The sequence below is a fragment of the Paenirhodobacter sp. genome, assembly GCF_041916475.1.
GTDB lineage: Bacteria > Pseudomonadota > Alphaproteobacteria > Rhodobacterales > Rhodobacteraceae > Rhodobacter.
The window spans coordinates 35126-57717 of record NZ_JAYRZN010000021.1 but is presented as its reverse complement, the minus strand read 5'-3'; the positions used below and the strand labels follow the sequence as shown (position 1 = coordinate 57717).

Here is a 22592-nt window from a genome sequence, read left to right as displayed (position 1 = left end):
TCTCAAGCAACATCGTGCATCCAGCTCTGCGATCCCCAGGGGATGATATCAACCTGTCCGCGTGAATGGGCACAGGCGGACAGAGGGACACACCTGATTCTGCCGGGCCGTTACCCCAGGCTTCGGGCAGGCGCGGGCGCCGGGGTACGGGCATCTGGCGCTCGAATTCCACTCACCCCCATACGGAACCCGGGTTCATGAAGGTCTGGCCTCAAAGAAAATGTTGCAATTACCACAAAACGGCGTTTGCATCGGCAGCACCAGAACACTGAGGCCCCATGCTCTACGCCGACGATTTTCTTGCCCGCCTCGAGGCCGGGCTGCGCGCCAACCTTCCTGCCTGGGGCCTGCCTGCCGATGCGCCGGTAAGGCTGCTGACGATTTCCGAAAACGCCACCTATCTGGTCGAGGGGCCGCAGGGGCCGCGCGTCTTCCGGGTACATCGCCCGGGGTATCACAGCCGCGACGAAATCCTGAGCGAGCTCGGCTGGATCGAGGCCCTGCGCGCGGGTGGGGTGGTACTAACCCCGCGCCCGATTCCGGGTCTTGATGGCGCGCTTCTGCAAGCCTTCAACGACGGCACCCACGACCGGTTCGCAGTGTGTTTCGAGCATGTCCGCGGCGCGGAGCCCGACGCCGACGGCGACCTGCCGCGCTGGTTTCGGCACCTCGGCGCGATCACCGCGCGGCTGCATGGCCATGCGCGCAGCTACATACCGCCCGCAGGATTTTCCCGCAAACGCTGGACCTGGGAGACTACCATAGGCCCCCGTGCCTGGTGGGGAGACTGGCGCGCGGCCTCGGGCCTCAGCGCAGAGGGGCGCGCGGTTCTGGAGGAGACTTCCGAAAAACTACGCCTGAAAACCGAAGCTTACGGCACGACTCCGGATCGCTTCGGCCTCGTGCATTGCGACATGCGCGCGGCAAACCTGCTCGTCGAGGGCGAGCGGATGGCGGTGATCGATTTCGACGACTGCGGCTTCAGCTGGTACGGATACGATTTCGCGGCCTCGGTCAGCTTCATCGAAACAGACCCGATCCTGCCCGAGCTGATGGCGGCCTGGCTGAGCGGATACCGCACCATCGCGCCGCTGGATGCCGAGACCGAGGCGATGCTTCCGAGCTTCGTCATGCTACGCCGGATGCAGCTCACGGCCTGGATCGCCTCGCATGCGGAAACCCCCACCGCCCGAGCACTGACGCCGGGCTATACCGAGGGCACCGTCGCCCTCGCCCGGACATGGCTGGAGACGACATGAGCGGCACGACGCAGATCCTGGACCTGAATCGCTACGATCCGGCCACGGGGGGCGGATCAGCACTGCTGCAGGCGCGCCAGCGCCATGCCGGGGCGAGCTCCGTGCTGTTCTATGCCGATCCAATCGAGATGGTCCGCGGCGAAGGTGTCTGGCTCACCGCAGCCGATGGCCGGCGCTATCTCGATGTGTACAACAATGTGCCCTCCGTCGGGCATTGCCACCCGAAGGTGGTGGAGGCGATCGCGCGGCAGGCGGCGCAGCTTTCGACCCATACCCGCTACCTCACCCAGGTGGTCGAAGCCTATGCCGAGAAGCTGATGGCCACTTTCCCGGCCCCTCTCTCGAACCTGGTGATGACCTGCTCGGGCACCGAGGCGAACGATCTCGCGCTGCGCATCGCCGCGGCAAATAGCGGCGGCCGGGGCGTCATCGTCACCCGCGCGGCCTATCATGGCAATTCGGCCGCGGTGAACGAAATCTCGCCCTCGGCCTGGAAATCGCGCGGGCCTGCGCCGCATGTGAAGCTGGTGCCGGAGCCGCGCGATGCGGGCTTTCTGGCGGCGGTGGAGGCCGCCTGCGCGGAGCTGCGTGAGGTGGGACTGTCCTGCATGATCGTGGATTCGATCTTCTCCTCCGACGGGATCTTCGCCGAGGCGCCGGGCTTTGCTGCGGCGGTGGCGGCGGTGCGCGCGGCGGGCGGGCTCTTCATCGCCGACGAGGTGCAGCCCGGCTTCGGGCGTACGGGCGCCGGCATGTGGGGCTTCGCGCGCCACGGCGTGGTGCCCGATGTGGTCACCATGGGCAAGCCGATGGGCAATGGCTACCCGATGGCCGGCATGGTCACCCGCCCCGAACTGCTCGCGCGGTTTTGCGAAGAGACGGGCTATTTCAATACCTTCGGTGGCAATCCGGTGGCCGCGGCAGCGGGGCTCGCGGTGCTGGAGGTGATCGCCGAGGAGGGCCTGATCGAGAATGCCCGGGATGTCGGGCAGTTCTTCCGCGAGGGGCTGGCCGATATGGCCGCGCGCACGCCCGCGATGGGCGAGGTGCGCGGCGCGGGCCTGTTCATCGGGCTCGATTTCATTGACCCGGACACCGGCGCCCCCAATGCGCCGAAAGCCAGCCGCACCATCAACGCGCTGAAAGACAAGGGCATTCTCATTGGTGCCGCGGGGCTTTATGGCCATACGCTGAAGATCCGCCCGCCGCTGCCCTTCAGCCGCGAAAACGCCGAGACCTTCCTGAAAGCCCTCGGCGAGATCCTGACGAACTAGGGGCTACATCGCCTCCAGCGCCGCGGGCGATTCCGGCAGGACCTGCCCGCCATCCACCACAATCGTCTGCCCGGTGATATAGGCGGCCTCATTCGAGGCCAGGAACAGCGCCGCATTGGCAATATCGGCGACCGAGCCCAGCCGCTTCTGCGGGATCGCGGCCTCCATGCCCGCGATATAATCCGCACCCATGCCATCGAGCCCTTCGGTCGCGATATTGCCCGGCATCACCGCATTCACCGTGATCCGCTTCGGCGCGAGCTCGATCGCGGCGGTGCGCATGAAGCCGAGCTGCCCCGCTTTGGAGGCGCCGTAATGCGACCAGCCGGGATAGCCGGTGATCGGCCCGGTGATGGAGGAGGTGATCACCACCCGCCCCTGCCCGCGCTTCTCCATTTCCGGCAGCACCGCCTGCACGCTCAGAAACGTGCTCTTGAGGTTCGTGGAGATGACATGGTCGAAATCCGCCACCGTCATCTCCGCGAGCTTTGCCGCCGGGAAAATGCCCGCATTCGCGCACAGGATATCGACGCCACCGAACCGCGCCACCGCCGCCGCAACCATCGCCGCACAGCCCTCGGGCGTGGAGACATCGGCCGCCACCCCGATCGCCTGCGCCCCGGCCTGGGCCGCGACCGCCTCTGCCTCCGCGAGGCTGCGCGAGACGACGACGGTATTGAGCCCGGCCGCGGCGAAGCGCAGCGCGATTCCCTTGCCGATGCCGCGGCTCGCCCCGGTGACGATCACGGTCTTTCCCTGCAACGGCTCGAACATGCCGCATACTCCCTGTTGATGATTTTTGATGCGCACCCGCACGCTTTCGCCGCCCTGCAGCATGACGTCACCGGCACATGTGAAATTTATGTTGCAGAACACACATTCTGTCGAGACACTTCCCACAACGATACCGAAATCAACGGGGGCAACGATGACCGGACTGTCGCGGCGCGGAATGATGAAGCTGATGGGGGCCGCAGCGGCGGCGCCGATGCTCGGGCGTCCGGCCCTGGCCGCGCGGGAAAAGGAGCTGAACATCCTGTGCTGGGAGGGCTACAATTCGGCGCAGGTGCTCGATCCGTTCCGCGCCGCCTCCGGCGCCACGGTACGCGCCGAGAGCCTGACCAACGACCCCACCATGATCAACCGGCTGCGCGCGGGCGAGACCGCGACCTGGGATCTGATCAACGTCAACAACCCCTGGGCGCGCAAGGTGATGGCGCCCGCCGGCCTGATCAAGCCGCTGCCTAAGGCCGAATTCGAGCCCTATTTCGACAAGATGCTCCCGGAATTCAAGGCGCCCTACAAATGGGCGATGAGCGAGGACGGATCCGAGCTTCTGGGGATGGCGCAGCGTTTCGGGCCCTACAGCTTCGTCGTGAACACCGACAAGGTCTCGAAAGCCAGTGCCGAGGAGCAGGGCTGGGATCTGTTCAACGACCCGGGCCTCGCGGGCAAATACGGCATTCTTGAATCCGACGACTGGAACGTGTTCAACCTGTTCATGGTCGCGGGCATCAACCCGTTCAAGGAACATACGCCCGAGGAAATGGCAAAGTTCAAGGACACCGCCGAGCGGGTGGTGAAGGGCGCGAAGATGATCGGCGACATTGCCACCATGAACCAGGCGCTGATCTCGGGCGAGATCGACCTGCATATGACGGGGGGCACCTATTCCGTTTCGCCCGCCCGCGCCGATGGCTTCGCCAATCTGCGCGCCATCACGCCGCTGAAGGGTGCGATCGACGGCAAGGGCGGCATCAGCTGGATCGAGATCACCTCCACGGTGAACAACCCAGACCTCTCGCCGCAGGCACTGGATTTCCTGAAATATGTGCAGGATCCGGAAGTCGCCCATGTGGTGGCCTTCGCCGAAGGCACGTTCAATCCGGTGAGCCAGATGGGCAACCCCGACTGCTTCAAGCTCTTCACCGCCGAGGAGCTCGATGCAATTCAGTGGGACACGCTGGAGGAGGACATGGCGCGCTCCGCGGAATATGACATCGTCCCCGATTACGATGCCGCGCTGGAGATCCTCACCGCGGCCAAGCGTCTGCGGGGCTGAAATGACGGAGATTCCGGTGCTGCAGCTTGCGGGCGTGCGCAAGACCTTCGGCACGTTCGATGCGGTCGCAGGGATCGACCTGAAGATCCGCGAAGGCGAATTCGTCACCATCGTCGGGCCTTCGGGCTCGGGCAAGACCACGCTGCTGCGGATGCTCGCGGGGCTGGAGGCGCCGAGCGAAGGCGCGATCGAGCTGCGCGGCAAACGGGTGAACGACCTGCCCTCGAACCGGCGCCCGACCTGCCTGGTGTTTCAGTCTCTGGCACTGTTCCCGCACAAGACGGTGGGCGAGAATATCGAATTTCCGCTGAAGGTGCGCGGCACCCCGGGGCCCGCGCGCCGGGCCCGGGCGCTGGAACTGATGCGGATGGTGCGCCTGCCCGAGGAGTACTATGCGCGCAACGTGATGAAATGTTCGGGCGGCGAGAAGCAGCGCGTGGCGCTGGCGCGCGCCTTCGCCTATGACCCGGACGTGCTGTTCTTCGACGAGCCGCTTTCCGCGCTGGATTACAAGCTGAAGAAGGTGCTGGAAAAGGAGCTGAAAGACCTGCACCGCGCCTCCGGCAAGACCTTCGTCTACATCACCCACAGCCTCGAGGAGGCGATGGTGATGTCGGATCGGATCGGGGTGATGCGCGCGGGTCGGATCGTGCAGATCGGCACGCCCGAGGAAATCTACGCCCGGCCGGTCGATCGCTTCGTGGCCGAATTCTTCGGCGAGCTGAACCTGATCGCCCTCATTCGCGGCGCGGGCGGCTATACGCGCGAGGATGGCGCGCCCATCGTGCTGCCGCCACATGGCTGCACCGCCCCGCAGGCTTTCGCCGTGATCCGCCCCGAGGCAATGCGCTTTACCGTCCCCGGAGGCGCCGAGAACACCGTCTCCGCCACGCTGTTTAACGAATATTCGCTGGGCTCGCGCAGCCAGTTCCAGCTGCGCGACGGCGCCCGTACCTGGCTGGTGGAAGCCGCCCGCGGCGCCGACACACCCGCCCCCGGCGCCACCGCCCTGATCGGCTGGGACGCGCGCGATACGATCGTGGTGGAGGGCTGAGATGTGCAAGGTGCACCATCTGGCCGCGCGCCCATGGCGCCCCCGCCGGGGCCCGGCGCGGCCCCTTCGGGCGTGCTTCCGCAGGGCTGCGCCATGATCCCTGGCGCCCGGTCTCCGGTGCCCCCAGGCCTGCGCGCGGCGCTGCCGGTGCTGGCGCTGCTCGCGGCGGGCTTTCTCGCCCCGCTCGTGGCCGTTGCGGCCTTCGCCTTCGCCACGCCGCGCAGCTACGATGCCTTCCGCAGCTTCTCGCTGGAAAACTTCGCGCAGATCTTCGATCCGGCGAATACCGTATGGTCCTCCTTCGCCTGGTCGCTGGGCCTCGCGGCGGTGGTGGTCCTCGTGCTGCTCCTCGTCGCCTACCCGATCGCCCATGGCCTCGTACATGTGTTCGGCCGCTGGGCCGGGCTCGTCTCCACCGCTTTCGTCTTCCCGCTTTTCGTGTCGGAGAACGTGCGGCTCTATGGCTGGGTGCTGTTCTTCATCAAGAACGGCGTCTTCGACGGCACGCTGAAGCTGGTGGGCCTCTCCGCGCCGGAATGGCTCTATACGCAGGGGCTCACCCTGTTCGGCATGGTCTATGTCTATCTGCCCTTCATGCTGTTCCCGATGGTGCTCGGCCTGTCGATGGTGCCGCGTGACGTGGTCGATGCCGCGCGCGATCTCGGCGCCGGGCGGATGATGATCTGGCGCGAGATCGAGCTGCCCCTCGCCATGCCCGGCATTCTCATCGGCATGCTGCTCACCTTCGTGCTCGCCGCCGGCGCCGTGGCCGAGGCCAAGATTCTCGGCGGCCAGTCCGTCATCACCATCGCTCAGGATATCGAGACCGCTTTCACCTATGCGCAGAACTGGCCGCTCGGCGCGGCGCTCGCGCTCATCCTCGTCGTCATCATCGGCGCGCTGGCGCTCGCGGTGATGGCCCGGCTCGATCTCGACCGCATTCTCGGGAGGCGCTGATGAAACCCCGCTCCTTCATCTGGGGCTGGACGGGCTTCGTCCTCCTCGTCGTCTATCTGCCGATCCTGTGCGGCGCGCTCGCGGGGCTCTCGAAATCGCGCTATTTCCTGTTCCCGGTGAAGGCCTGGTCCGGCGAATGGTGGGGCAAGGTGCTCAGCTCGTTCGAGATCACCGTGCTCCTGCAGAACTCGGCCGCCATCGCCGCCTGCGTCACCGTGCTGGCGGTGGGCTTCGGCTTCTTCGGCGCGCTGGCCTTCGCGCGCTACGACTGGACGGGCCGCCGCGCCTATCAGAAATTCCTGCTGCTGCCGGTGTTCTTCCCGCAGCCGGTGCTGGGGCTGGCGCTGCTGCTGTGGTTCAACGCGCTCGGCATCCCGACCAGCTGGAAAACCGCCGTCATCGCGCATCTGGTCTGGATCGTGCCGGTGGTCACACTGGTGATCGCGATCCAGGTCTATGGCTTCGATCCGATGCTGGAGGAAGCCGCCTCCGACCTCGGCGCGAGCCGGCTCACGATCCTGCGCGAGGTCACGCTGCCGCTCCTGTGGCCCGGGATCTGGTCCGGCGCGCTCTTTGCCTTCCTGCTCAGCTGGGGCAATTTCCCACTCTCGCTCTATACGGCCGGGGCCGACAGCACGATCCCGAAATGGCTCTATTCGAAAATGGTCGCGGGCTATACGCCGATGGTCCCTGCGCTCGGTACCATGAGCACGCTCGCGGCCGCGGCACTCATGCTCGCGGGCGGCGCGGCGCTCGCCCTGATCCGGAGGCGCGGATGAGCTGGAAGACCGATCATCGCTCCTTCTACTATGCCGGCGCGCCGGAGCCGCCCGATCCGGATCTTCGCCCCGGCAAGGTGGCGCTTCTGGTGATCGATGTGCAGAACACCTATCTGGACACCACGGATCCGGCCTGGGCGCCGTTCGTCGCGCGGATGCGCGGCGCGGTGATCCCGAATACCGCGCGGCTGATCGGGGAATTCCGCGCGCGTGGGCTCGATGTGCTCTTCGCCCGCATCGCCTGCCTGATGCCCGACGGGCGCGACCGTTCGCTGAGCCAGCGCAAACCCGGCTGGAACGATCTGCTTCTGCCGAAAGACGAACCCGCCTCCCAGATCGTGCCAGAGCTCGCGCCGCGCCCGGGCGAGGTGGTGGTGACCAAAACCACCGATTCCGCCCTCACCGGCACCAGCCTCAGGCTGATCCTCACCAATCTCGGCATCACCCATGTCGTCTGCACCGGGATCTTCACCGATCAATGCGTCTCCTCCACGGTGCGCAGCCTCGCCGACGAGAGCTTCGATGTGATCCTAGTGGCCGATGCGAGCGCTGCGGGCACCGATGCGCTGCACACGCGTGAGCTTGAGGTCTTGAACATGATCTATTGCGCTGTCATGTCCACGGAAGAGCTGATCACCTACCTGCCCGCATGAGACGCCCCAAGGCCACCCGCCAGAGCCAGATCCTTCAGGAACTCGAACGCGCGCCTTCGCTGCGGGTGGCGGAGCTTGCGCGGCGGCTCGATGTCTCCACCGAGACGATCCGGCGCGACCTCGACGAGATGACCGCGCGCGGCGAGCTGAACCGCACCTATGGCGGCGCGATCCGCCCGCCCGCCGAGGAGCCCGCGGTCAGCATCCGCCACAGCCTGTTCGTGGAGGAGCGCGCGCGCATCGCCCGCGCGGCGATCCCGCTGATCCGCGACGCCCGCGTGCTGATGATCGGCTCGGGGGCAACGACCGTGCATCTGGCGCGGCGCATCGCGGTAGAGATGAAGAACCTGACCGTGATCACCCATTCCTTCGGGGTGGCAACGGTGCTTTCGATCAACCCGACGATCCGGGTGATGATCGCGCCCGGCACCTATGTGGCGACGGAGGGGGCGACCGTTGGCGCCCATACGCTCGAATTCCTGCAGCGGTTCCATGCCGATGCGGTCGTCACAGGGGCGAGCGGGCTCGGCCCCGATGGCCCCTCCGACGCGCTGATCGACATTGCCGCCGTCTATGCCGCGATGTCGCGTCAGGCCGCGCGGCATGTGGTGGTGGCGGATCATTCCAAATTCGAGCAGATCTTCGCAGCCGTCTATGCGCCGTGGCAGGGGATCGATACGCTGGTGACCGATGCACCCCCCGCCCGCGCGCTGGCCGAAAGGCTCGCGCAGGGGGGCGTCAGCCTCACCCTCAGCTAGGCCCGCCGCGCACCCGAGGGTCTGCTGTGGTCCGCACGAAACCCGGATCGGTGCCATGCAGCCCCCGTGCACAGCCGCTGGCAGCGCCTCCCATCCCGGCGCCAGGCGTGAAGCATCCGCCGCCGGGCCGGCGCGGCAACGGCCCCGCTCAGCGGCGCAGCTCGCTGCGCAGCACCAGCCCCCAGGCCAGCGCGACGAAGGCCGCCAGCCCGAACCAGGTCAGCGCGTAGCTCAGATGCGCATTGCGGAAGGCGACGACGGTCTTGCCCCCGAGCGGCCAGCCCTCGGGGTCGGTCAGCTCCTGATCGACGAAATAGGGCGCGGCATCATGCAGCCCGAGCGCCGCGGTGATCGAGCCGATATCGCGGCGATACCACAGCCGCGCGGCCGGATTATTGTCGCGCGAGAACAGCCAGCCCTTGTCTTCGGAGATCCGCAAAAGGCCGGTCACGGTCTGCGCGCCCTCGGGCGCGGGGCGGGTCGCGGGGTTCTTGCGGTCCTCGGGCACGAGGCCGCGGTTGATCATCACCACGGTGCCGTCATCGCGCGCAAGCGGCGTCAGCACCCAGTAGCCCGGGCCCCATTCGGTGGGGGTGTAGATCTGCACCTCGTCGGCGTTCAGGAAATGGCCGCGCAGGGTGACGCGGCGGTATTCGGCGGTCTCGGCGCTGAGCCCGGACCACTCCGCAGGCCCCGGTGCCGGCACCGGCTCGGCATGGATGCGGCTTTCCACCCGTTCGATCAGCGCCGTCTTCCAGTGCAGCCGCTGGACCTGCCAGATGCCGAGCGCGCCGAACCCGGCGATGCCCACAAGGGCGATCAGCGTCACGATGATCAGGCGCGGCCAGCGCAGGGTGCGGGGCATGGGGTCTCTCCTCGAATGACAACGGGGCCGGTCTCCCGGCCCCGCGATGCGATGTCGTCCGGATCAGTTGCCGGTATGGGCCGAATGGTCCATGCCCTGCATCGCCGGCGCTTCGGGGCTCAGGCCCACGGTTTCGCCGCCCATGTCCATGTTGTGCACGGGCATCATGTTGACGTTCATGTTGTGCATGACCCAGAGCGAGCCCGCCAGAACGATCACCAAGATGATCACCGAGAACACCGTGGCCGCAAGCGTCCAGCCGCCTTCGGCCTTGGAGTTCACATGCAGGAAGTAGACGAGGTGCACGATGATCTGCACGGCGCCCAGGCCCATGATGATGCCCACGAGCAGCGTGCGGCTCATCTCCACCTCGGACATGACCAGCGCGAAGGGCACCGCGGTGAGCACCACGGCCATCGCGAAGCCGATCATCAGCTGCGACATGGTGCCGTGCGAATGCGGATCATGCCCATGCGCGGCGGGAGTGTGCGAATGCGCCATCAGATCAGCCTCACGAGATAGACGAAGGAGAACACGCCGATCCAGACCAGGTCGAGGAAGTGCCAGAACATGCTGAGCGTCGACAGACGGCGCATGTTGGCCTCGCCGAGGCCGTGAATCTTCAGCTGCACCGTCAGCACCACCAGCCACACGATCCCGAAGGTGACGTGCAGCCCGTGGGTGCCCACCAGCGCGAAGAAGGCCGACAGGAACGCCGAACGGTCCGGCCCCGCGCCGATATGGATCAGGTGATGGAATTCATAGATTTCCATCGCGATGAAGCCCGCGCCCAGAAGGCCCGTGATCATCAGCCAGTTGATCGTGCCGGCGAGGTTGCCCGCGGTGGCGCGCAGCATCGCCACGCCGAAGGTCACCGACGACAGCAGCAGCAGCGCGGTTTCCCAGGCGACGAATTCCGGCTCGAACAGATCCTTCGGGCCGGGGCCCCCGGCAAACGAATTGCCGAGGACTGCGTAGGTGGCGAACAGGCATCCGAAGATGATGCAGTCGCTCATCAGGTAGATCCAGAAGCCGATCGGCGTCGGGCTCTCGTGATGATGGTCCGCCTCGTGCGCAAGCTCCTGCGCGGTGGTGGGGGTGATCACGTTCATGCCGTGGCTCCCTTGCCTTCGATGGACGCGACCTCATCCGCGGGGATGTAGTAGTCGCGGTTGTAGTTGAACGTATGCCCGATCACTATAACCAGGATCGAGACGAAGGAGGCGATGGCCAGCCACCAGATCCACCACACCATGGCGAAGCCGAACACCAGCGAGGCCGCCGCGATCAGGACACCGGCCGCGGTATAGTGCGGCATGTGGATGGGCGCGTATTTGCCCGACCACTTGTGGCCTTCCTGCTTCATCCGCCAGAACTCGTCGAGGCCGCGGACATGGATCGTTTCCGGGAAGTTGTAGGGCGCAGGCGGCGAGGAGGTTGCCCAGTCCAGCGTCCGCGCATTCCACGGATCAGAGCCCACGCGCAGCTTGTCGCGGTTCAGCACCGAGAGGAACATGTTGATGAAGGTGCAGGCGATACCGGCCGCGATCAGCAGCGCGCCGAAGGCCGCCACGATGAAGTAGATCTGCCAGGCGGTGTCCATGTACTGGCTGATCCGGCGGGTCACGCCCATCAGGCCGAGCGCATAGAGCGGCATGAAGGCGAAGTAGAAGCCCACGAACCACAGCCAGAACGAGCGCCGGCCCCAGCTGTCCATCAGCTTGAAGCCGAACGCCTTCGGCCACCAGAAATAGACCGCCGCATAGACCCCGAACACCACGCCGCCGATGATGACGTTGTGGAAGTGCGCGATCAGGAACAGCGTGTTGTGCAGCTGGAAATCGACCGGCGGAATCGCGAGCAGGACGCCCGTCATGCCGCCGATGGTGAAGGTGATGATGAAGCCCACCGTCCACAGCATCGGCACTTCGAACCGGATGTGGCCCTTGTACATGGTGAACAGCCAGTTGAAGATCTTCACGCCCGTCGGCACGGCGATGATCATCGTGGTGATGCCGAAGAAGGTGTTGACGCTGGCGCCCGAGCCCATCGTGAAGAAGTGGTGCAGCCACACGACGAAGGACAGCACCATGATGCAGCAGGTCGCCCAGACCATGGTCTTGTAGCCGAACAGCGGCTTGCCCGAGAAGGTCTGCACCACTTCGGAGAACACGCCGAAGATCGGGATGATCAGGATATACACTTCCGGGTGGCCCCAGATCCAGATCAGGTTGATGTACAGCATCGCATTGCCGCCAAGGTCATTGGTGAAGAAATGCGTGCCGATGTAGCGGTCCAGGGTCAGCAGCGCGAGCGTGGCGGTCAGCACCGGGAAGGCGGCGATGATCAGCACGTTGGCGCAGAGCGTGGTCCAGGTGAAGACCGGCATGTCCATGAGCTTCATGCCCGGTGCGCGCATCTTGAAGATGGTCGCGACCATGTTGATGCCCGAAAGCGTGGTGCCCACACCGGCGATCTGCAGCGCCCAGATGTAGTAATCGACCCCCGGCCCCGGCGAGAAGGCGCTGCCCGACAGCGGCGGGAATGCCAGCCAGCCGACGCGCGCGAATTCCCCGATGAACAGCGAGATGTTGATCAGCAGCGCGCCCGCCACCGTCATCCAGAACGAGAAGTTGTTCAGGAACGGGAAGGCCACGTCGCGCGCGCCGATCTGCAGCGGCATGACGAAGTTCATGATGCCGGTGATGAAGGCCATCGCCACGAAGAAGATCATGATGACCCCATGCGCGGTGAAGACCTGGTCGTAGTGGTGCGCGGGCAGGAAGCCCTCGGCGCCACCGGCGGCCATGGCCTGCTGGGCCCGCATCATCAGCGCATCGGCAAAGCCGCGCACGAACATCACGAAGCCGAGCACCATGTACATGATGCCGATCTTCTTGTGGTCGACCGTGGTCACCCAGTTCTTCCACAGGGGCATCCAGAGCCGGAAATAGGTCATCAGCACGAAGAAGCCGAGGCCCCCGAGCGCGACGCCTGCAAACGTGCCGATCAGGATCGGCTCATGGTAGGGGATCCAGTCGAGCGTCAGCCGTCCGAAGAGCGGCGACACCGGGCCGGTATATGGGTTGATGCCTTCAGCGGACATTGGCCACCACTCCTGTCTCTGCGGTGCAGATCTGCTGCGTCCAGGGCGCATCGAGCGACGCCAGCGGCGTCAGCGGCGCCTTGATCGCGGGCATCGGCACGCCGAAACCGTCGATCGAACGCTTGTCGTCATATTCATAGCGCTGCTTCGCGCCGATCCCCGGCAGGCCACCGCCGCCGTGCTTGTCCTGCATCATCATCTCGCCCATGCAGGCCTGGCCCGGCTCGACGCAAAGCCCGACGATGCGGTCGAAAAGCCCGTCCTCGACCGTGCCATAGGAAGAGACCGGCACGTCCATCGAGGGCTTTTCGAGGGTGAGGTAGCTTTGCGCGGTCAGCGCGGAGCCGGCCTTCGCCGCCGCGATCCAGGCCGCGAAATCGGCATCGTTCATGGCCTTCGTGTTGAAGGTCATGTGCGAGAAACCCGGCCCCGAATAATGCGCCGAACGGCCCGGGAAGGTGCCTTCGTGATCCGCGATCAGGTGCAGCTGCGTCTGCATCCCGGCCATCGTATAGACCATGCCGCCGAGCGCGGGCACCGAGAACGTGTTCATCACCGTCGAGGAGGTCAGCTTGAACTGGACCTGACGGCCGGCGGGGATCGCCAGCTCGTTGACCGAGGCGACGCCGTATTCCGGATAGATGAACAGCCATTTCCAGTCGAGCGACACCGCCTCGACGACCAGCGGCTCACCGCCATGGTCGAGCGGGCGGTAGGGATCGAGCCGGTGCGTATACACATAGGTGTACCAGCCGAGCGCGATCACGATCAGGATCGGCACGCCCCAGACGGCGATCTCGATCTTGGTCGAATGATGGAAATGGGGGTCGTAATCCGAGGTATCGGCGCGGCTCGCGCGGTACTTCCACGGGAAATAGACCGCCATCACCAGAACGGGGATGATGACGATCAGCATCAGGAGCGTCGAGATGATCAGCAGGTCGCGCTGTTCAGCGCCGACCCATCCCTGCGGGACGAGCACGTCGTACTGACATCCCGCCAGCGATACTGCGACCGGCAGCATCAGGAGGAGTTTGGGCAGTTTCAACAAATCCGGCCTCTTGCGGCATTTCCAGCCCGGACGGGCCGATCCCGCCGGGCTGCGATCTGGGAGGAACCTGACGAGGTCGTCCCCGCCAGACAGATGCCGCCGCTTAGCCACCGAACATCCGCGCCGTCATGGGGCATTATGTCGCAGAACCTGCGACAGCATCCGGGCTAAAAATCGTGAAATTTCTATATGATGGCCGCAGCCGGCGCGCCACCCTGCCCGTGCGGCGCTTAACATATATCTGAGATTCAAGGTAAAATCCGCGCCCCTTCGGCCCGGCTTCGGGCCCGGAGGCGGTGCCTCATGGCCTCGCATGATTGCCGCGCTGCGGCAAGGCCTCGCGCGGTTCACATATCCGTCATGCGCCCTGCGCAATCGTCATCTGCGGCTTTTTCGGGCAATGCGCGCGCCGGCCCGCGCCGCCTGCATACGGGCTTGACCTTGGCGCGCCGGAGCGCGAGCCTCCGCCAGAACATCCCGCATAGGAGCCCGGAATGACCGACCTCGCCACCGCCCGCATGCTGCTCGAGCGGCTCGTGGCCTTCCCCACCGTCTGCACCGGGCCGAACCGGGCGCTCGTCGAATGGGTGGAGGGCTGGCTGGCGGAGCGGGGCGTTTCCTGTGTGCGCCTGCCGGACCCGGCGCAGCCCGGCAAGGAAAGCCTCTATGCGATGGCGGGCCCCGCGGTGGAGGGCGGCGTGGTGCTCTCCGGCCATACCGATGTGGTGTCGGTCGAGGGCCAGGACTGGACCTCCGACCCCTGGACGGTGACGGAGCGCGACGGCCGCCTGATCGGGCGCGGCTGCTGCGACATGAAAGGCTTCGATGCGCTCGCCATCGCCGCGATCGCGCTGGCGGCGCAGCGCCCGCTGAAACGGCCGCTGCAGCTGGCGCTGAGCCATGATGAGGAGCTGGGCTGCCTTGGCTGCATCCCGATGATCGAGGCGATGCAGGCCCTGCCCCGCGCCGCGGCGGTGATCGTCGGCGAGCCCACGCAGATGCGCATCGTGACCGGCCACAAGGGCGGCGGATCCTGGCGGATCCGGATCCACGGCTTCGAGGTGCACAGCTCGATCCTGCACACCGGCGTGAACGCGATCCACGAGGCGGCGAAGATCCTGCACTGGATCAACGAAATGAATGCCGAAGGCGCGCAGGCCGCGCGCGGCGCGCCCTTCGTGCCTGCCTGGACCACGCTGCACACCGGCAAGATCCAGGGCGGCACCGCCCACAACATCACCGCGCGGCTGTGCGAATTCGCCGTGGGCTTCCGGGTGATCCCGGGCGAGAGCCTCGCCGACTGGCATGCGAAGCTGATGGCGAAAGTGGCCGAGGTGGAGACGCAGATGAAGGCCGTGCGCCCCGAGACCTGGATCGAGGTGAGCGAGGATTTCACCCTGCCCGCGCTCGCCCCCGAGGAGAATGGCGCGGCCGAGGCGCTTGCGCGCGCGCTCACCGGGCGCAACGACAGCGGCGTCGTCAGCTATGCGACCGAGGCCGGGCAGTTCCAGACCCGGGGCTGGTCGGCGGTGGTCTGCGGGCCGGGCAATATCGAACAGGCGCACCAGCCCGACGAATGGCTCGCGCTCAGCCAGCTCGAGGAAGGCTGGGCCTTCATGGAGCGGCTGGTGGACAGGCTCTGCGCATGAGCTTCGTGATCTCCGCCACCGATCCCGTCGTCTACCCCGGCCCGCCGCCGGCGCAGGCGGATGTGGTCGTCATCGGCGGCGGCGTGGCGGGGGTGTGCACGGCGCTCTACCTCGCGCGGGCGGGCCAGCGGGTGGTGCTGTGCGAAAAGGGCCGGGTTTCGGGCGAACAATCCAGCCGCAACTGGGGCTGGATCCGCCAGCAGGGCCGCGATCCGGCCGAATTGCCGATCACGATGGAGGCGCTGCGCCTGTGGGAGCAGCTCGCGCAGGAAATCGGGCCGGAGCTGGGCTTCGCGCGCTGTGGCGTCTCCTACTATACCCACACCGAGGCGGACCTCGCGAATTTCGAGCATTGGGTCCGGATCGCGCATGCGCATGGGCTGGAAAGCCGCCTGCTGACCCCGGCGCAGATCCAGGAGATCCTGCCCAATGCGGCGGGCTGGAAGGGCGGGCTGATCACCCCCTCCGACGCGCGGGCGGAGCCCTGGGTCGCGGTGCGGCTGCTGGCCCATCTGGCGGTGCGTGAGGGGGTGGAGATCGTCGAGAATTGCGCGGTGCGCAGGCTCGATATGGCGGGCGGGCGGCTCGTGGGCGTGGTCACGGAAATGGGCCGGGTGCGGGCGCCGCGGGTGCTGCTCGCGGGGGGCGCCTGGTCGGGGCTGTTCGCGCGGGCGCATGGGGTGCGGCTGCCGCAGCTGTCGGTGCGCTCCACGGTGGCGCAGCTCGCGCCGATGGCGGGCGCGCCGCTCGGGCCTTCCGGCGTGGACGAGACCTTCGCCTGGCGGCAGCGCGCCGATGGCGGCTATACGCTCGCCTCCGGGTCGCATCACGATTTCTACATCGGCCCCGATGCCTTCCGCCATTTCGGCTTCTATGTGCCGCAGATGCGGCGCGACCTGTCCAAAACCGCGCTCCGGCCGCGGGCGCCCGGCGCAGGCTGGCCCGATGGCTGGGCCACCGCGCGGCGCTGGACCGGCGCCGATATAACCCCGTTCGAAAAGCTCCGCGTGCTCGACCCCGCGCCGAACGCGGCCTATCTGGAGCGCGCGCGGGCGGCCTTCGCGCGCAGTTTCCCGCAGCTCGGGGCGCCGCAGGTGCTGCGCGCCTGGGCGGGCATGATCGACGTGATGCCCGACACCGTGCCGGTGCTGGACCAGAGCGCGATCGCGGGCTTCTATATCGCCACCGGCCTCTCCGGCCATGGCTTCGGCATCGGCCCGGCCATCGGGCGGGTGATGGCCGATATGATGCAGGGCCGCGCGCCGGGCCATGACCTCGCGCGCTTCCGCCTGAGCCGGTTCAGCGATGGCTCGAAAATGGATCTGGGCCCCACGTTCTGAAGCCCGGATTCTGAGCCCCGCATTCTGGGCCCTTGGCCCTCAGCGCAGCACCAGCACCGAGCAATGCGCATGGCGCACGACCCGCGCCGCGGTGGAGCCGATCAGATAATCGCCGAAGCCCGGACGGTGCGAGGCGATGACGATGCAATCGGCGCCCGATTCCTCGGCCAGCGCCAGGATCTCATTGGCGGGGCTGCCTTCGCGCAGCACGCCCCGGGCATTGTCGAACCCCTCGGCGAGCTTGTCGAGCGAGGCCTGCAGCGTACGCTTCAGCTCATCGGAATAGCCCGGCGGCATGTAGGAAATCGCATAGCCCGGCACATCCGCCATCACATGGACCAGCGTCACCTGCGCATCGGGGGCCGCCAGCTTGCGCGTGGCCTCCAGCGCCGCGGCCGGATCGTGATCGTCGTCGAAGGCGACGGGAACGAGGATGTGCTTGTACATCGGGCGTCCTTTCTGGCGGGTCAGCCGCCTGTATGGCTCATGTGCCGGCTCATCTGACCCGAAATCCGGGCCCGGGAATAGTCGAAATCGTGGCCCTTCGGCTTGCGCGATATGGCCGCACGGATCGCCTCGCGGAGCGGCGCATCGCTTTCCGATCCGCGCAGCACCGCGCGCAGGTCGGCGCTGTCTTCCTGGCCGAGGCACATGTAAAGCTCGCCGGTGCAGGTCACCCGCACCCGGTTGCAGCTTTCGCAGAAATTATGGGTGAGCGGGGTGATGAAGCCGATCTTCTGGCCACTGCCGCCAAGGCGCACATAGCGCGCGGGGCCCCCGGTACGCTCCGCAATGTCGACCAGCTCGTGGCGCCCGGCCAGGCGCGCGCGCAGGTCGCTCAGCGGCCAATACTGGCCGAGCCGCCCGGCCTCCTCCATGTCGCCCATCGGCATGACCTCGATGAAGGTCAGGTCGTGGCCCTCGGCGCCGCACCAGTCGACCAGGCCGAACAGCTCGTCCTCGTTGAAGCCATTCAGGGCGACGGTGTTGATCTTCACCTTCAGCCCGGCGCGGGTCGCGGCGCGGATCCCTTCCAGCACCTGATCGAGCCGGCCCCAGCGGGTCACGGCGGCGAAGCGGTCCGCATCGAGCGTATCGAGCGAGACATTGACCCGCCGCACCCCCACCGCCGCGAGGTCATCCGCGAAGCGCGCGAGCTGCGAGCCGTTGGTGGTGAGCGTCAGCTCCTCCAGCGCGCCGCTCTGCAGATGCCGCCCCATCGCGCGGAAGAAGGTCATGATGTCGCGCCGCACCAGCGGCTCGCCGCCGGTGATGCGCAGCTTGCGCACGCCCTGCCCCACGAAAGCCGAGCACAGCCGGTCCAGCTCCTCGAGCGAAAGCAGGTCGCGCTTCGGCAGGAACTGCATATGCTCCGCCATGCAATAGACACAGCGGAAATCGCAGCGATCCGTCACCGACACCCGCAGATAGGTGATCGGCCGCAGGAAAGGGTCTATGAGGGGCGCGTGGTCCATCCGCTACAGCTAGGCCAACAGGGGGGCGGGAACAAGGGGCGATGTCATGAGTTGCGCAGCCAGGCCCCCTGCCCTAGGTTCGGCTGGGGTGTCACGACGGGAGATTGCGTCCATGCGGATCGCTACGGTGGGTATTTGCGTGCTGATCGCGGCCATGGCCGTGACCGGCTGCAGCAAGAAAAGCTCCACCCGCAAATCTCCGCCGCCCGCCCTGCAATCGGGCGATGGCGCCCCGATCGACCCGCGCCAGCCGATCCTCGAACAGGCGCTCTCGGGCGAGACCCGGATCGGCCAGACCGTGGCCACGCTGGGCGATCCGACGGTGCCGGGCTTCTGGCTGCGCACGCCGCTTGTCGGCGAGGAAGGCAAGGGCCGGGTGGTGAACGACAAGACCGGCGCCTCGGTCCAGGTGGATCTGGTGCCGATGGGCGGCGAGCGCGGCGCGGGCTCGCAGCTGTCGCTGGCCTCCATGCGGCTCCTCGGCGGCTCGCTCACCGACCTGCCAGAGGTCACCGTCTTCCAGAACAACTGACATGCGCCGGCTGCTCCGCGAGATCGACATCCCGCCGCTGTGGCTGATCGTCTTCGGCCTCGCCGGATGGGGGCTGGTGCGGCTCTGGGCCCTGCCCGTGCCGCTGCTGCGGCCGGTGGGCCTCGCGCTGATGGCCGCGGGCATCGGGCTGATGCTCGCGGCCGTCGCGCAGATGGCCTGGCACCGCACCACGGCGATTCCCCGCCGCGCGCCGCGCCAGCTGGTGACGGGCGGGCTGTTCGCGCTCTCGCGCAACCCGATCTATCTCGGGGATGCGATTGCGCTCACCGGCTGGCTGCTCTGGATCGACGGCGTCTGGACGCTGCCGCTGGTGCCGGCCTTCATGGCATTCTTGCTGCAGCGCTACATCCGGGCCGAGGAGGCTGTACTTGCGGCCGCTTTTCCGCAGGAATTCGCCGCCTGGCGCCTGCGCACACGGCGCTGGCTGTAGGCATTTGCTAAGCCGTTGCAATCGGTGATGAAGATCGTATCCCAAGGTATACAGTCGGGATATATGTTGCACTCGCAACATACTAAGGTGTTACACCAAGAGTAGTGCTTGTGAAACATTATTGCGCGGTGTTATGGAGATTCCGCCGCATCTGCAACCGGGGTCATTCCCGGTCGGAGTGACAAGGGGGACTGACTGTGAAGATCGGGGCACCGACAGAAACATTCGAGGGCGAAGCACGCGTTGCGATGACGCCCGACTCGGCCGTGCAGCTGCAGAAGCTGGGCCATGACTGCTATATCCAATCGGGCGCCGGGCTTGCCGCGGGCTTTACCGACGCGGCCTATGAGAAGGCGGGCGTCACCGTGATCAGCGGCGCGCAGGCGCTGTTCGACGCGGTGGACTTCGTCGCCAAGGTGCGCCCGCCGGTCGAGAGCGAGCTCGCCTGGCTGAAGAAGGGCCAGACGCTGATCTCGTTCTTCTATCCGGCGCAGAACAAGGATCTGCTGGAGAAGGCGCAGGCCACCGGCGCGAATGTGATCGCGATGGACATGGTGCCCCGGATCTCGCGCGCGCAGAAGATGGACGCGCTCAGCTCCATGGCGAATATCGCGGGCTACCGCGCCGTGGTGGAGGCTGCGAACAATTTCGGGCGCTTCTTCACCGGCCAGGTGACGGCCGCGGGCAAGGTGCCGCCGGCGAAGGTGCTGATCATCGGCGCGGGCGTGGCCGGTCTTGCCGCGATCGGGGCCTCGACCTCGCTCGGCGCGATCACCTATGCGTTCGACGTGCGGCCCGAAGTGGCCGAGCAGATCGAATCGATGGGTGCCGAATTCGTCTATCTGGATTTCGAGGAGCAGCAGCAGGACGGCGCCGCGACCGGCGGCTATGCCGCGCCCTCGAGCCCCGAATTCCGCGACGCGCAGCTGAAGAAGTTCCGCGAGCTCGCCCCGGAGATGGACATCGTCATCTCCACCGCGCTGATCCCGGGCCGCGACGCCCCGGTGCTGTGGACGAAGGACATGGTCGAGGCGATGAAGCGCGGCAGCGTCATCGTCGACCTCGCGGCCGAGCGTGGCGGAAACTGCGAGCTTACCGTGAAGGACCAGAAGGTGGTGACCGACAATGGCGTGACCATCGTCGGCTACACCGACTTCCCCTCGCGGATGGCTGCGCAGGCCTCGCAGCTCTATTCGACGAACATCCGCCACATGATGGCAGACCTGACGCCCGGCAAGGACGGCATCGTCAACTACAACATGGAAGACGATGTGATCCGCTCGGCCACCGTGGCCCATGAAGGCGCGATCACCTTCCCGCCGCCGCCGCTGAAGATCGCGGCGATCGCGGCGAAGAAGCCCGCCGAGAAGCCGAAGGAGCTGACGCCCGAAGAGCGCCGCGCGCAGGAAACCGCGGCCTTCAAGGCGCAGACCCGCAACCAGATCCTGCTGCTGGGCATCGGCGCGGTGCTGCTCCTGGGCGTGGGCCTGGTGGCGCCCGCGTCCTTCATGCAGCACTTCATCGTCTTCGCGCTGAGCTGCTTCGTCGGGTTCCAGGTGATCTGGAACGTCTCGCACAGCCTGCATACGCCGCTGATGGCGGTGACGAACGCGATCTCGTCGATCATCATCCTCGGCGCGCTGATGCAGATCGGCTCGGGCTCGCTCCTGGTGATCGTGCTGGCGGCGCTCTCGGTGTTCATGGCCGGCATCAACATCTTCGGTGGCTTCATGGTCACCCGGCGCATGCTTGCCATGTTCCAGAAGTCGTAATCGGAGGAAGAGGTTATGGAATTCGGATTCACGACCGCCGCCTATGTCGTCGCGGCCGTCCTCTTCATCCTCTCGCTCGGCGGCCTGTCGGGGCAGGAGAGCGCGAAGCGCGCGGTGTGGTATGGTATTGTCGGCATGGCGCTCGCCGTGGCCGCGACGCTGATCGGCCCGGGCAAGGGGCTCTGGGTGCTCTCGGCCGTGCTGATCGTGGCGGGCGGCATCATCGGCTGGATCGTCGCGAAGCGCGTGCAGATGACCGAAATGCCGCAGCTGGTGGCGGCGATGCACTCGCTCGTGGGCCTCGCGGCCGTGTTCGTGGGCTACAATGCCTATATCGAGCTCGCCCGCGTCAGCGCGATGACCGAAGAGGCGCGCCATGCGCTCACCGGCTTCGCGGCCCTCGTCGCGCACAAGACCCCGGTGGAGCTGAGCATCCTGCGGGTGGAGCTGTTCCTCGGCGTGTTCATCGGCGCGGTGACCTTCACCGGCTCGATCATCGCCTTCGGCAAGCTCGCGGGCAAGGTCGACGGCAAGGCGAAAAAGCTTCCGGGCGGCCATGTGCTGAACGCCATCGCCGCCATCGGCTCGGTCGCGCTGCTGATCGCCTTCATGAACGGCGCCGGTGCCTGGGCGCTGATCGGGATGACACTGCTCGCCTTCTTCATCGGCTATCACCTGATCATGGGCATCGGCGGCGCCGACATGCCGGTGGTGGTGTCGATGCTGAACAGCTATTCGGGCTGGGCTGCGGCGGCGATCGGCTTCTCGCTCGGCAACGATCTCCTGATCGTCACCGGCGCGCTGGTGGGCTCCTCGGGTGCGATCCTGTCCTACATCATGTGCAAGGCGATGAACCGCTCGTTCATCTCGGTCATCCTCGGCGGCTTCGGCGGCACCACGGGCCCCGCGATGGAAGTCACCGGCGAGCAGATCGCGATCGACGCGCCCAGCGTGGCCGATGCGCTGAACGAGGCCGACAGCATCATCATCATCCCGGGCTACGGCATGGCGGTGGCGCAGGCCCAGCAGGCGGTGTCGGAGCTGACCTCGATGCTGCGCGCGAAGGGCAAGACCGTGCGCTTCGCGATCCACCCGGTCGCAGGGCGCCTGCCCGGCCACATGAACGTGCTGCTGGCGGAGGCCAAAGTTCCCTATGATATCGTTCTGGAAATGGACGAGATCAACGAGGACTTCCCGGAAACCGACGTGGCGATCGTCATCGGCTCGAACGACATCGTGAACCCCGCCGCACAAGAGGACCCGAACAGCCCGATCGCCGGGATGCCGGTTCTGGAAGTGTGGAAGGCAAAGCAGGTGTTCGTGTCGAAGCGCGGCCAGGGCACCGGCTATTCCGGGATCGAGAACCCGCTGTTCTACAAGGACAATACGCGGATGTTCTACGGTGACGCGAAGAAGTCTCTCGAAGAGCTGCTGCACCTGCTGCGCAGCTGATCCGAAAGGCCCCGCCCCGGCGGGGCCTTTTCCATTCCGGCCCGCGCGGATTGCCGCACCCTGCCCCTCTTGTCACGGCGCAGGCCTTGGCCGATCTTCGGCG

At 66.5% G+C, this 22592-nt stretch carries 22 protein-coding genes; 14 read left to right on the top strand and 8 right to left on the bottom strand.

Annotation, left to right across the window (positions count from 1 at the left end; genetic code table 11):
* The first annotated feature begins 278 nt into the window (after positions 1-278).
* Complete coding sequence (locus ACOMG5_RS10440) at positions 279-1259, top strand: phosphotransferase enzyme family protein (protein ID WP_420343737.1); 981 nt, start codon at positions 279-281, stop codon at positions 1257-1259.
* Complete coding sequence (locus tag ACOMG5_RS10435) at positions 1256-2533, top strand: aspartate aminotransferase family protein (RefSeq protein WP_420343736.1); 1278 nt, start codon at positions 1256-1258, stop codon at positions 2531-2533. The genes ACOMG5_RS10440 and ACOMG5_RS10435 overlap by 4 nt, the downstream gene beginning before the upstream one ends.
* Before the next feature lie 3 nt (positions 2534-2536).
* On the opposite strand, the gene fabG is transcribed toward ACOMG5_RS10435, so the two are convergent.
* Positions 2537-3307: a 3-oxoacyl-ACP reductase FabG gene (gene fabG, locus ACOMG5_RS10430; protein ID WP_420343735.1), complete on the bottom strand. Its 771-nt coding sequence runs from the start codon at positions 3305-3307 to the stop codon at positions 2537-2539.
* 154 nt (positions 3308-3461) lie between these two features.
* On the opposite strand from fabG, the gene ACOMG5_RS10425 reads away from it, so the two are divergent.
* From ACOMG5_RS10425 to ACOMG5_RS10400, 6 genes are all read left to right on the top strand, one after another.
* Positions 3462-4595: an ABC transporter substrate-binding protein gene (locus ACOMG5_RS10425; protein WP_420343734.1), complete on the top strand. Its 1134-nt coding sequence runs from the start codon at positions 3462-3464 to the stop codon at positions 4593-4595.
* Position 4596: 1 nt separating this feature from the next.
* Positions 4597-5649 (top strand): ABC transporter ATP-binding protein, encoded by a 1053-nt coding sequence (locus tag ACOMG5_RS10420; RefSeq protein WP_420343733.1) that lies wholly within the window; start codon positions 4597-4599, stop codon positions 5647-5649.
* Positions 5650-5742: 93 nt separating this feature from the next.
* Positions 5743-6606 carry an ABC transporter permease gene (locus ACOMG5_RS10415; RefSeq protein ID WP_420343732.1) on the top strand — a complete coding sequence of 288 codons (864 nt, stop codon included), beginning with the start codon at positions 5743-5745 and terminating at the stop codon, positions 6604-6606.
* Positions 6606-7385, top strand: coding sequence for an ABC transporter permease (locus ACOMG5_RS10410; protein WP_420343731.1), 780 nt, complete (start codon positions 6606-6608; stop codon positions 7383-7385). Before ACOMG5_RS10415 ends, ACOMG5_RS10410 begins: the two co-directional genes overlap by 1 nt.
* Positions 7382-8038: a cysteine hydrolase family protein gene (locus ACOMG5_RS10405; RefSeq protein WP_420343730.1), complete on the top strand. Its 657-nt coding sequence runs from the start codon at positions 7382-7384 to the stop codon at positions 8036-8038. The genes ACOMG5_RS10410 and ACOMG5_RS10405 overlap by 4 nt, the downstream gene beginning before the upstream one ends.
* Positions 8035-8796 carry a DeoR/GlpR family DNA-binding transcription regulator gene (locus ACOMG5_RS10400; protein WP_420343729.1) on the top strand — a complete coding sequence of 254 codons (762 nt, stop codon included), beginning with the start codon at positions 8035-8037 and terminating at the stop codon, positions 8794-8796. The genes ACOMG5_RS10405 and ACOMG5_RS10400 overlap by 4 nt, the downstream gene beginning before the upstream one ends.
* A gap of 148 nt (positions 8797-8944) precedes the next feature.
* Here the strand turns inward: ACOMG5_RS10400 and ACOMG5_RS10395 are convergent, their stop codons facing one another.
* From ACOMG5_RS10395 to cyoA, 5 genes are all read right to left on the bottom strand, one after another.
* Complete coding sequence (locus ACOMG5_RS10395; protein ID WP_420343728.1) at positions 8945-9661, bottom strand: SURF1 family protein; 717 nt, start codon at positions 9659-9661, stop codon at positions 8945-8947.
* 63 nt (positions 9662-9724) lie between these two features.
* Positions 9725-10162, bottom strand: a complete 438-nt coding sequence (gene cyoD, locus ACOMG5_RS10390) for a cytochrome o ubiquinol oxidase subunit IV (RefSeq protein ID WP_420343727.1) — start codon at positions 10160-10162, stop codon at positions 9725-9727.
* Positions 10162-10773, bottom strand: a complete 612-nt coding sequence (cyoC, locus tag ACOMG5_RS10385; RefSeq protein ID WP_420343726.1) for a cytochrome o ubiquinol oxidase subunit III — start codon at positions 10771-10773, stop codon at positions 10162-10164. The genes cyoD and cyoC overlap by 1 nt, the downstream gene beginning before the upstream one ends.
* Positions 10770-12767 carry a cytochrome o ubiquinol oxidase subunit I gene (cyoB, locus tag ACOMG5_RS10380; RefSeq protein ID WP_420343725.1) on the bottom strand — a complete coding sequence of 666 codons (1998 nt, stop codon included), beginning with the start codon at positions 12765-12767 and terminating at the stop codon, positions 10770-10772. The genes cyoC and cyoB overlap by 4 nt, the downstream gene beginning before the upstream one ends.
* Positions 12757-13791 (bottom strand): ubiquinol oxidase subunit II, encoded by a 1035-nt coding sequence (gene cyoA / locus ACOMG5_RS10375; protein ID WP_420343724.1) that lies wholly within the window; start codon positions 13789-13791, stop codon positions 12757-12759. The genes cyoB and cyoA overlap by 11 nt, the downstream gene beginning before the upstream one ends.
* 521 nt (positions 13792-14312) lie before the next feature.
* Here cyoA and argE point away from each other — a divergent pair.
* The gene (gene argE / locus ACOMG5_RS10370; RefSeq protein WP_420343723.1) at positions 14313-15467 is read left to right on the top strand and encodes an acetylornithine deacetylase; all 1155 of its coding nucleotides are present in this window, start codon (positions 14313-14315) and stop codon (positions 15465-15467) included.
* Complete coding sequence (locus tag ACOMG5_RS10365; protein WP_420343722.1) at positions 15464-16807, top strand: NAD(P)/FAD-dependent oxidoreductase; 1344 nt, start codon at positions 15464-15466, stop codon at positions 16805-16807. Before argE ends, ACOMG5_RS10365 begins: the two co-directional genes overlap by 4 nt.
* 39 nt (positions 16808-16846) lie before the next feature.
* Here ACOMG5_RS10365 and ACOMG5_RS10360 read toward each other — a convergent pair whose 3' ends face one another.
* On the bottom strand, positions 16847-17254 hold the full coding sequence (locus ACOMG5_RS10360) for a universal stress protein (RefSeq protein WP_420343721.1): 408 nt from the start codon (positions 17252-17254) through the stop codon (positions 16847-16849).
* Between the two features lie 20 nt (positions 17255-17274).
* Positions 17275-18282: a GTP 3',8-cyclase MoaA gene (gene moaA, locus ACOMG5_RS10355; protein ID WP_420343720.1), complete on the bottom strand. Its 1008-nt coding sequence runs from the start codon at positions 18280-18282 to the stop codon at positions 17275-17277.
* 112 nt (positions 18283-18394) lie between these two features.
* Between moaA and ACOMG5_RS10350 the strand changes: the two genes are divergently transcribed.
* The 4 genes from ACOMG5_RS10350 to ACOMG5_RS10335 all read left to right on the top strand — a co-directional run bounded on the left by ACOMG5_RS10350 (position 18395) and on the right by ACOMG5_RS10335 (position 22489).
* The gene (locus tag ACOMG5_RS10350) at positions 18395-18814 is read left to right on the top strand and encodes a D-galactarate dehydratase (RefSeq protein WP_420343719.1); all 420 of its coding nucleotides are present in this window, start codon (positions 18395-18397) and stop codon (positions 18812-18814) included.
* A 1-nt stretch (position 18815) separates the two neighbouring features.
* Positions 18816-19265 carry a methyltransferase family protein gene (locus tag ACOMG5_RS10345; RefSeq protein ID WP_420343718.1) on the top strand — a complete coding sequence of 150 codons (450 nt, stop codon included), beginning with the start codon at positions 18816-18818 and terminating at the stop codon, positions 19263-19265.
* A gap of 197 nt (positions 19266-19462) precedes the next feature.
* Positions 19463-21037 carry a Re/Si-specific NAD(P)(+) transhydrogenase subunit alpha gene (locus tag ACOMG5_RS10340; RefSeq protein ID WP_420343717.1) on the top strand — a complete coding sequence of 525 codons (1575 nt, stop codon included), beginning with the start codon at positions 19463-19465 and terminating at the stop codon, positions 21035-21037.
* A gap of 15 nt (positions 21038-21052) precedes the next feature.
* On the top strand, positions 21053-22489 hold the full coding sequence (locus ACOMG5_RS10335; RefSeq protein WP_420343716.1) for an NAD(P)(+) transhydrogenase (Re/Si-specific) subunit beta: 1437 nt from the start codon (positions 21053-21055) through the stop codon (positions 22487-22489).
* The last annotated feature ends 103 nt before the right edge of the window (positions 22490-22592 follow it).